The organism is Mesorhizobium sp. M1273, assembly GCF_040318195.1.
In the GTDB taxonomy this organism is placed as follows: domain Bacteria; phylum Pseudomonadota; class Alphaproteobacteria; order Rhizobiales; family Rhizobiaceae; genus Mesorhizobium.
On record NZ_JAMYLV010000029.1, the window covers coordinates 71,144 to 79,530 of the forward strand.

General features: G+C 63.5%; 8 protein-coding genes. 3 read left to right on the top strand and 5 right to left on the bottom strand.

The window, feature by feature from the left end; genetic code table 11:
* The first annotated feature begins 231 nt into the window (after positions 1–231).
* The 3 genes from NKH30_RS24920 (at position 232) to NKH30_RS24930 (ending at position 3,731) form a co-directional block, all read left to right on the top strand.
* Positions 232–1,632, top strand: a complete 1,401-nt coding sequence (locus NKH30_RS24920; protein WP_352767999.1) for a lipopolysaccharide biosynthesis protein — start codon at positions 232–234, stop codon at positions 1,630–1,632.
* The gene (locus tag NKH30_RS24925) at positions 1,632–2,912 is read left to right on the top strand and encodes a GNAT family N-acetyltransferase (RefSeq protein ID WP_352768002.1); all 1,281 of its coding nucleotides are present in this window, start codon (positions 1,632–1,634) and stop codon (positions 2,910–2,912) included. Before NKH30_RS24920 ends, NKH30_RS24925 begins: the two co-directional genes overlap by 1 nt.
* Positions 2,913–3,122: 210 nt before the next feature.
* Entirely contained in the window at positions 3,123–3,731 is a 609-nt protein-coding gene (locus tag NKH30_RS24930; RefSeq protein WP_352831695.1) for a hypothetical protein, read from the top strand.
* A gap of 268 nt (positions 3,732–3,999) precedes the next feature.
* Here NKH30_RS24930 and ssuD read toward each other — a convergent pair whose 3' ends face one another.
* The 5 genes from ssuD to NKH30_RS24955 all read right to left on the bottom strand — a co-directional run.
* On the bottom strand, positions 4,000–5,148 hold the full coding sequence (gene ssuD, locus NKH30_RS24935) for an FMNH2-dependent alkanesulfonate monooxygenase (protein ID WP_352997415.1): 1,149 nt from the start codon (positions 5,146–5,148) through the stop codon (positions 4,000–4,002).
* A gap of 42 nt (positions 5,149–5,190) precedes the next feature.
* Positions 5,191–6,039 (bottom strand): ABC transporter permease subunit, encoded by an 849-nt coding sequence (locus tag NKH30_RS24940; RefSeq protein WP_352542466.1) that lies wholly within the window; start codon positions 6,037–6,039, stop codon positions 5,191–5,193.
* Positions 6,036–6,830: a taurine ABC transporter ATP-binding protein gene (locus tag NKH30_RS24945; protein ID WP_352471351.1), complete on the bottom strand. Its 795-nt coding sequence runs from the start codon at positions 6,828–6,830 to the stop codon at positions 6,036–6,038. The genes NKH30_RS24940 and NKH30_RS24945 overlap by 4 nt, the downstream gene beginning before the upstream one ends.
* A 69-nt stretch (positions 6,831–6,899) precedes the next feature.
* On the bottom strand, positions 6,900–7,907 hold the full coding sequence (tauA, locus tag NKH30_RS24950; protein WP_352542464.1) for a taurine ABC transporter substrate-binding protein: 1,008 nt from the start codon (positions 7,905–7,907) through the stop codon (positions 6,900–6,902).
* Between the two features lie 258 nt (positions 7,908–8,165).
* Positions 8,166–8,387 (bottom strand): NADPH-dependent FMN reductase family protein (locus tag NKH30_RS24955; protein ID WP_502911515.1); only part of this gene is annotated, 222 nt, incomplete at its 5' end.

Consider the following 8,387-nt stretch of genomic DNA (forward strand, 5'->3'; position numbering starts at 1 on the left):
ATATGGGGCAAACGGGATAGGCGCTTCCGCGTATTTCAAACTGAGACACTACCGAGCGGGGTAAAGGGTTGCGCGAATGATGAATATGAGCAGCGCGCCGCCCCTCATCCGCCTGCCGGCACCTTCTCCCCGTATAGAGACGGGGCGAAGGAAAGCTCACCCAACCGTTTCTTAATGTGTCTCCGCTACACCAACATCCTGTAAATTGGCGGAAAACGGAGTTTGATCGGGGTGCGCTTTTCCGCGGCGACGACAGCCGGGCGGTTCCTGCCGCAGCGCCTTGCGCTGCGCATCAGGCCGCTGCTTGGCCTGATCGATGCCGTCCTGTTCAGCGCCGGCGCGCGCGGCGAGGCCGGTCGCATGTCGCTGATCGCCTTTTCGGTCCGCATCGTCAGCGCCGTCATCGCCTTCGTCAGCCAGGTTTTGATGGCGCGCTGGATGGGGTCGTTCGAATACGGCATTTTCGTGCTCGTGTGGGTGACGATGGTCATCGTCGGCAATCTCGCCTGCCTCGGCTTCCACACCTCGATCATCCGCTTCATTCCCGAATATCGCGAGCGCGGCATGCTGGCCGAACTGCGCGGCATCGTGCGGGCCAGCCGGCTGTTCGTGCTGGTTGCCTCGACGCTGATCGCCGGCCTCGGCGCGCTCGGCGTCTGGCTACTGTCGCCCTTTATCGAAGACTACTATGTCGTGCCATTCATCCTCGGCATCATCTGCCTGCCGATGATCGCCATGTCCGACCTTCTGCAAGGGCTGGCGCGGGCCAATTCCTGGGCGCTGTTTGCGCTGTCGCCGACCTTTCTGGTGCGGCCGCTGCTGATCCTGGCGTTCATGGCGCTGATGCTGCTGGCGGGCTATGCGCCGGACGCCAGAACGGCGATCTTCGCCGCCATCGCCGCCACCTACGCCACCACGCTCGGCCAGCTTATCGGCGTGACGTCGCGCATCGACAAAAGAATTCCAGCCGGACCGATGAAATTGCATTTCGGCCAATGGTTCATCGTCTCGCTGCCGATCTTCCTGGTCGAGAGCTTCTTCTTCCTGCTCACCAATGCCGACGTGCTGATGGTCGGCGCCTATCTCGATCCCAACGACGTCGCCGTCTATTTCGCCACGGTCAAGACGCTGGCGCTGGTGCATTTCGTCTATTTCGCGGTCAAGGCCGGCGTCGCCCAGCGCTATGCGCAGTTCACCCATGGCGAGCCGCAAAAGCTCGCCGCCTTCGCCCGCGAAACCGTGTCGTGGACTTTCTGGCCGTCGCTGGCGATGGCGCTGCTGGTGCTGGCCTTGGGCGAGCCGATGCTGACCCTGTTCGGCCCGGAATTTTCCGCCGGCTATCCGCTGCTGTTCCTGCTGGTGCTCGGCGTCGTCGCGCGGGCCGCCGTCGGCCCTTGCGAAAGCCTGCTCACCATGAGCGGCAACCAGAATATCTGTGCCGCTGTCTATGCCATGACGCTGGCCTTCAACATCGCGCTTAGCGTCGTGCTGATCCCGCTTTTCGGTCTGTGGGGCGCAGCGATGGCCACCGTCTTCGCCATGATCTTCGAGGCCGGCGCGCTGTCCTTCACGGTCTGGCGCAAGCTCGGCATCGTCATGGTCATTTTCGTGCCCGCCAAAGGAGCCGCCTGATGGCTGCCGTCCCCTTGCTCGAGGAAACCAGCGGCGGCCCGGCCGGCGCCATGGTGTCCGGCCTTGCCGGGCTTGCCCGCGAAGCCGACCCCGCCCATGTCGAGATCCTCGCCAACAACCGGCCCGAGCGCAAGCTTGCCATCTATCCGGCCTCCGCCGGCTTCGACCTGGTCGAGGAGCTCGACTATCTCTGCACCCGCACGATCGAGCCCAACGTCTTCTTCAATCCGCGCTTCCTGGCGCCGGCCATGCCCAGGCTGGAGGACCGCGAGGTGCGGCTGGCCGTCATCCGCGACGGTGACCAGTATCGCAACCGGCTGCGCCTGCTGGTGCCGTTCTCGGTCGAGCGGCCGGTGGTGCCGCTCGGGGTTCCAGTCATGCGCACCTGGTCGAGCCCGTTCGGCCCGATCGGCACGCCCCTGGTCGACCGCGACGATCCGATCGGCGTCATCGAGGATTTCTTCGCGATGCTGTCGAGGCCTCATCTCAAGCTGCCGAAGGTCTTCGTCCTGCCCGACATAAGGCTGGATGGCCCGGTGGCGAGCCTGCTCGCCAGCGTCGCCGAAATGCGCGGCCTAACGCTGGTCACCACCGGCAAGGCCGAGCGCCAGGTGCTCGAAAGCGAGCTCGATGGCGAGGAATATTTGAAAGCTTCGCTGCGCGCGCACCATTATCGCGAGTTCCGCCGCCTGAAACGCCGCCTCGCCGACCTCGGCCGGCTGGAGCATGTCGTGGCGCGCGGGCCTGACGAGATCCGCCACGCCATCGAAAATTTCCTGACGCTGGAGGCTGCCGGCTGGAAAGGCCGCGAACGCACCGCCATGGCCATCGACCGCTACCGCGCCGCCTTCGCCCGCGAGGCGGTGCACCGGCTGGCCGAGCAGGATCTCTGCCGCATCCATTCGCTGACGCTCGACGGCCGCACCATCGCCTGCCTGGTCGTCTTCGTCGAGGCCGGCGTCGCCTACACCTGGAAGACCGCCTATGACGAGACGCTCGCTGCCTATTCGCCGGGCACGCTGCTGATGATCGAGGTGACCAGGCAGCATCTCGACGACCCCAACATCATGATGACCGATTCCTGCGCGGTGCCCGACCATCCGGTGATGAGCCGGCTGTGGAGCGAACGCAAGCCGATGGGCACGCTGGTGATCGGGCTGACGCCGGACGCCGACCGCCCCGCCCGCCAGGCGGCGTCGCAGCTTCACCTCTACCGCGAAACCCGCAACATGGCGCGCCTGCTGCGCAACCGGATGAGGAGCCTGCTGCGCCGGCGCTAGTGCATGGGGTCCAAAGTGGGCCCGACCGTCCGTCTCCGCACCGTCGGCTCTCTCGGGCCTAGGTCGTCAGGGTTAATTCTCCCGATCAGCGGAAAGGATTAGCATCGGCGCAGTCCCAACCGGGATGAGGCGATCAATTACGGCCGCGCGTCCAGCATCACTGCCGCCTCGGTCCTGCACGGCCAGAAGAAAAAAATCTGGGAGGAATGCATGATGAAAACAACTCACCTCAGGCGTGTCGGTATCCTCACCTTGGCAGGTCTCGTTGGCGCGTGTCTGAACGCCGCCACTCCTCGGGCGGCCGAACCCGACAAAGCCGAGATCGATGCCCTGCGTAAATCGCTGTCCAGGTATGAAGACTACAAGGTTGCCATTCGCGAGCTTTATCTATCGACGGTAGGATGCGTCTTCTACAGCGGCGAAAAGGTAGAGGGGGCGATGGACTACCCGAAGGGCGCGATGGGCATCCATTTCGTCAACGTCACGACTGTCGGCCCGACCGCGGATCCGACGCGCCCCAATGTGCTGATCTATGAGCCGGTCGGCGGCGAATTGCGCCTGGTCGGCGCGGAATGGCTCGTGCCCTTGACGCCCGACACCAAGGAGCCGCCGAAGCTCTTCGGCCAGACATTCCAGGGGCCGATGGAGGGGCATTATCCGCTCATCCCGAAGGAGTTCCACCACTACGACCTTCACGCCTGGCTGTTCAAGGACAACCCGCTCGGAATGTTCAGCCCGACGAACCCGGACGTGAAATGCGACAATTATGCATTCCCGATGCCGGAGCAGCCGACCAAGATGGTGCCGGGGCCGATGTGAGCGATCTCGTTACCGCCTGAGGCCGTCGGAGGGCCGGCCGCGGCCCCAATAGCAGTTATCCCAGGAGGGCTCCCTGGGATAACGCCAGCCGAGCTCGCTTGAGCGGCCGGATATGGCCTATCCTAACTTTATCCGGCGGTTAGCCAGGACGCTACTTGCTCTCGGTCGACTTCCCGAAAGCCGTGTCATTGGACCTGGCCGCAGCCTCGCTCCGATCGCCGCCGCGAAGCCACATGACATCGCCCTGGCCGACGCTGTCGGCAGGTCGTCACGAAGCGGACGCGGTGACTTTGGGGCGTCCGAACTCGACGTCCCAGCTGCGCTCCTGGGGTGCGGCTTCGCCATTCAGGCCGAGTTTGGGGAAAAGCAATTCAGCGACGTTGAACGCCTCTTCCAGATGCGGATAGCCGGACGCGATGATGGTTTCGATGCCGATCTCCTGATACTCGCGAATGCGCGCGGCAACATTGTCGGGATTGCCGACCAGGGCCGTCCCCGCACCGCCGCGCACCAGCCCCGGTCCCGCCCACAGGTTCGGGCCGACGACCAGCCGGTCGCGTCGGCCCTGATGGAGCGCCGACATGCGCTTTTGGCCGACGGATTCCGAAATGTGGACAAATCCCTTCTGGGCTTCGGCGATCAGGTCGTCGGTGACGTGGCTGATCAGCCGGTCGGCCGCCGCCCACGCCTCATCCTCCGTTTCGCGTACGATCAGGTGAACGCGAAGCCCGAAGCGCATCATGCGGCCTTGCGCCGCTGCGGCTTCCCTGACGCGGGCGATCTTTTCGGCAAGCTGGTCCACCGGTTCACCCCAGCTCAGATAGGTATCCACGTGCTTGGCGGCGATCGCGATGCCGGCATCCGAAGAGCCTCCGAACCAGAGTGGCGGATGCGGCCGCTGAACCGGCGGGAAGGAAATGTCGGTGCCGTGGGCGGAAAGATATTTGCCGTCGAAATCCGCCGGCTCACCCGAAAGGATCCGCCGCCAGATCGTCAGGAACTCGTCGGTCTGTGCATAGCGCTCGTCATGACTGAGCTTGTTGCCGTCGCCGGCGAGATCGGCCGGGTCGGCTCCAGTGACGACATTGAGCAGGACACGACCACCGGAAATGCGGTCCAGAGTGGCCGCATGACGCGCAAACAGCGCCGGTGTTCCGCTGCCCGGCCGAAGTGCCACGAGGAACCTCAGCCGTTCGGTGAGCGGGATCAGCCCGGCCGCCACGATCCAGGCGTCTTCGCAATGCGTTCCTGTCGGCAGGAGCACGCCCTTGAAGCCAAGCCGGTCCGCAGCCTGGGCGATCTCCCTGAGATAGCCGAAGGTTGCCGGGCGGTGCCGCTCGTCCGTGCCGAGATACGGTCCATCGCCATGGGTCGGCAGATACCAGTAGAGGTCGAGCGGACGGGTGTTGCTGGACATCGGATTGTTTCCTTCAGCGATTGCGGAATGTCTAGGCAAGCGTCAGATCTTGCCCTTCCAGGGGATGAGGCGATGCTCCAGCCAGCGCATGCCGCTGGTAAAGGCGAAGGCAAGAATGGCGATGACGATGAGGCCGACGAAGACGACGTCGGTGGCGAGGAAATTGGCCGCCGACATGATCATGTAGCCGAGGCCCGACTGGGCCGCGATCAGCTCGGCCGCTACCAGCGTGGACAATCCGGCGCCGATGGCAATCTTCAGGCCGGTCATGATTTCCGGCAACGCGGACGGCAGGATGATGCTGGTGAAAAGTTGCAGCCGGCTCGCACCGAGCGACAGCGCGGCATTAATGCGTTCGGCCGGCACCGACCGGACGCCGGCCTGTGCGGCAAAACAGATCGGGGCGAAGGTCGACAGCGACAGGAGCACGATCTTGGACGTTTCGCCGATGCCCAGCCAGATGATCAGCAGCGGCAGGTAGGCCAAAGGCGGCAGACCCCAGTAGAGATCGATCGGAACGCTGAAGATGCCCTTGACCCAGCGATTGAGTCCCATCAGCAGGCCGAGCGGAATGCCCAGGAAAATGCCGACACCGAGCGCCGCGGCGATGCGGCCGAGGCTGGCGAGTGTGTGCTCGAGGAGCGTACCGTTGGCATACCCATCGGCCCAGACGGCGCTGAACTGGGTCAGTACCTCGGCGGGCGACGGCAGGAACAGCGGCGACGCCCAGCCGAAGCGCGTGGCCAAAAACCACAAGGCGATGAGCGACGCCAGGGTGACCAGGCTGATGCCGAGCGTGCTTGTCGAAGCGGACCGGCGTGTCTTGGGAGACGGCGCGCGCTGAGCTATCGAAGACGAAAAAGAGGTTCCGGAATTGGCGGCGAGCGTCATTGCAAGGTTCCTGTGCGGGCGCCTTCCGGCTGGTGGATGAGCGAGCGGATTTCCTGCCGCAGTTCGATGAAACGCGGGTGGGACTGGATCGGCCCGATGTCGCCGCTCTCAGCGAAGTCGCGAACGAAGTCGGCGTCGAACCGGGCAACGATGCGGCCTGGTCGAGGCGACATCACAACGATGGTGGTGCCGAGCGTGAGGGCTTCCTCGATCGAATGGGTAATGAACAGGATCTGCTTGCCGGTCTTGGCCCAGACCGAGGCCAGAAGCTGCTGCATCGTCTCGCGCGTCAGGCTGTCGAGGGCGCCGAACGGCTCGTCCATCAGCAGGATCTTCGGATCGGTGGCCAGCGCCCGCGCGATGCCGACTCGCTGGCGCATGCCGCCGGACAGTTCATAGGGCGGCTTTTCGGCGAAATCGGCGAGCCCGACCAGTTCCAGCAGACGCCTCGATCGCTCATGGCGTTCGCCGCGCCGCACGCCCCGGTATTTCAGGCCGAGAGCGACATTGTCCAGCACATTGGCCCAGGGCAGCAAGGTATCTTTCTGGAAGACGACGCCACGATCGCCGCCGGGCGCGACAATTTCTTTTCCGTCCAGTGTGATCGTGCCTTCGGTGAGCGGCAGGAAGCCGGCGATCGCGTTGAGCAATGTCGACTTGCCGCATCCGGAAGCACCAACCGCGACAACGATGGAATCTGGAGCGATATCGAGCGAGACGTGATCAAGCGCGTGTACGTCCTGGCCATCCGAGGCCGGAAAAGTCACGCTGGCATCGCGGATTCGAAGCATGGTGGGCCTCCAAGCAGTCTGGCTGGCGAGAATTCCGCCAGCCAGAACCTGAATGTCGTCAGGTGATTTCTAGTTGGAGGCCTTGGCAGCGTCTGCGTATTCCGGATCGGCGAACGCGGCGTAGCTGTCCTTGATGGCGGTGATCTTGTGCTGGTCCTTCAGGAAGCCCGCAGTGTCCTTGAGGATTTTCGCAACGGCGCTCTTCTCACCACCGCCCAGCCATTTGTCGGACACCTGCTCGTCGAGCGGCGGAACCACTGTTGTCTTCAACTGCTCCGAATTCTCGGCCGCCGTGCCGCCCTGCAATTTGGCGATCAGCTTGGCGCTCTCGGAGTCCGGTCCCCATGCGGCCGGGTTGCTCAGGTAGGCGGTGTTGTAGCCGTCGATCAGCCGGACATACTGGCCGAGGAAGTCGGGATTGGCCTTGGCGAAATCGCCGGTCACGACCAGCGCGCTGAAGGTCGGCGCTCCACGGTCGGCGACCTGGCCGGCTGTGAGCAGAACCTTGCCGTCCTTTTTGAGTTCAGAGAGTGCCGGATCCCAGACGAAGGCCCCGTCAATGTCGCCGCGCTTCCAGGCAGCGACGATTTCGGGCTGCGGAATGGCGATGACCTGGGTTTCCTTCTCCGAAATGCCTTCCTGCTTGAGGACGGCGAGAAGCTGGTAATGATCCGTCGATACCGGCGCGGCCGCGAGCTTCTTGCCCCGCAGGTCGGCTGGCGACTTGATATCGGGCCGCACCACCAGGGCTTCTCCGTCACGGGAGACCGAGGAGATGTAGAAGGCCTTCACGTCGATGCCCCTGCTGACGGCTGCGGCGAACGGGCTTGATCCGACATCGCCGATCTGGACGTCGCCGGATGCGATGGCAGCAAAGATGTCAGCACCGGAATTGAAGCGGCGGTATTCGATGTTCCAGCCGGTTTTCTTGGCAAGATCGCCATTGGCAATGCCGAGATTGTAGGGATTGGCACCGGTCTGGTAGGCGATGACGACTTTCTTGTCGTCGGCATGCGCTGCAGCGGATGTGGCCGCTATGGCAAGCCCGACAAGGGCGGCGGAAATAAGTTTTCGCATGGAGCCTTAATCCTTTTGAACAGAGGGCAAACCCCTCGACTGCCCGCCCTATTCAAAGAGCGTTGGATTAAAGTTCACTGATATTATAGACTTAGATAGCAATGGAATTCTTAAAATCAGCTCGCGCTTAAAAAAGAATTCGGATTTAGACGGCACGCTGTCGCCCGCGGGATTATTCAGGCGCAAAATGCGGAGTGCTTACGGGCCGCGCCTTGGCCATATATCGCCTATCAGGCACTTGCCTTGGCACTTTATCCGTCAGCCCGAAGCCGCCCGGACCGGTTGGCTCTTCGGCTGGCGCGCTGAAAGCAGGGCAACGAATTGATCCACGGCCTGCCCGGCCCGCGCCAGAACCAGCGAATCTACGAGCTTGCCGTCGGCAAAGTCGCTGTCACTGCCATAGACGGCGCTCGGCACCGTCAGGGCGGAGTAAAAGCCAAACAGCGGGCGAAGCTGATGTTCGACTACCAGCGCGTGGCG

Bases quoted from the DNA above. Each gene is read 5' to 3' on its own strand.
- NKH30_RS24925 (WP_352768002.1), top strand. From the start codon at position 1,632: ATGGCTGCCGTCCCCTTGCTCGAGGAAACCAGCGGCGGCCCGGCCGGC.
- NKH30_RS24930 (WP_352831695.1), top strand. From the start codon at position 3,123: ATGATGAAAACAACTCACCTCAGGCGTGTCGGTATCCTCACCTTGGCA.
- tauA (WP_352542464.1), bottom strand. From the start codon at position 7,907: ATGCGAAAACTTATTTCCGCCGCCCTTGTCGGGCTTGCCATAGCGGCC.
- NKH30_RS24945 (WP_352471351.1), bottom strand. From the start codon at position 6,830: ATGCTTCGAATCCGCGATGCCAGCGTGACTTTTCCGGCCTCGGATGGC.
- ssuD (WP_352997415.1), bottom strand. From the start codon at position 5,148: ATGTCCAGCAACACCCGTCCGCTCGACCTCTACTGGTATCTGCCGACC.
- NKH30_RS24940 (WP_352542466.1), bottom strand. From the start codon at position 6,039: ATGACGCTCGCCGCCAATTCCGGAACCTCTTTTTCGTCTTCGATAGCT.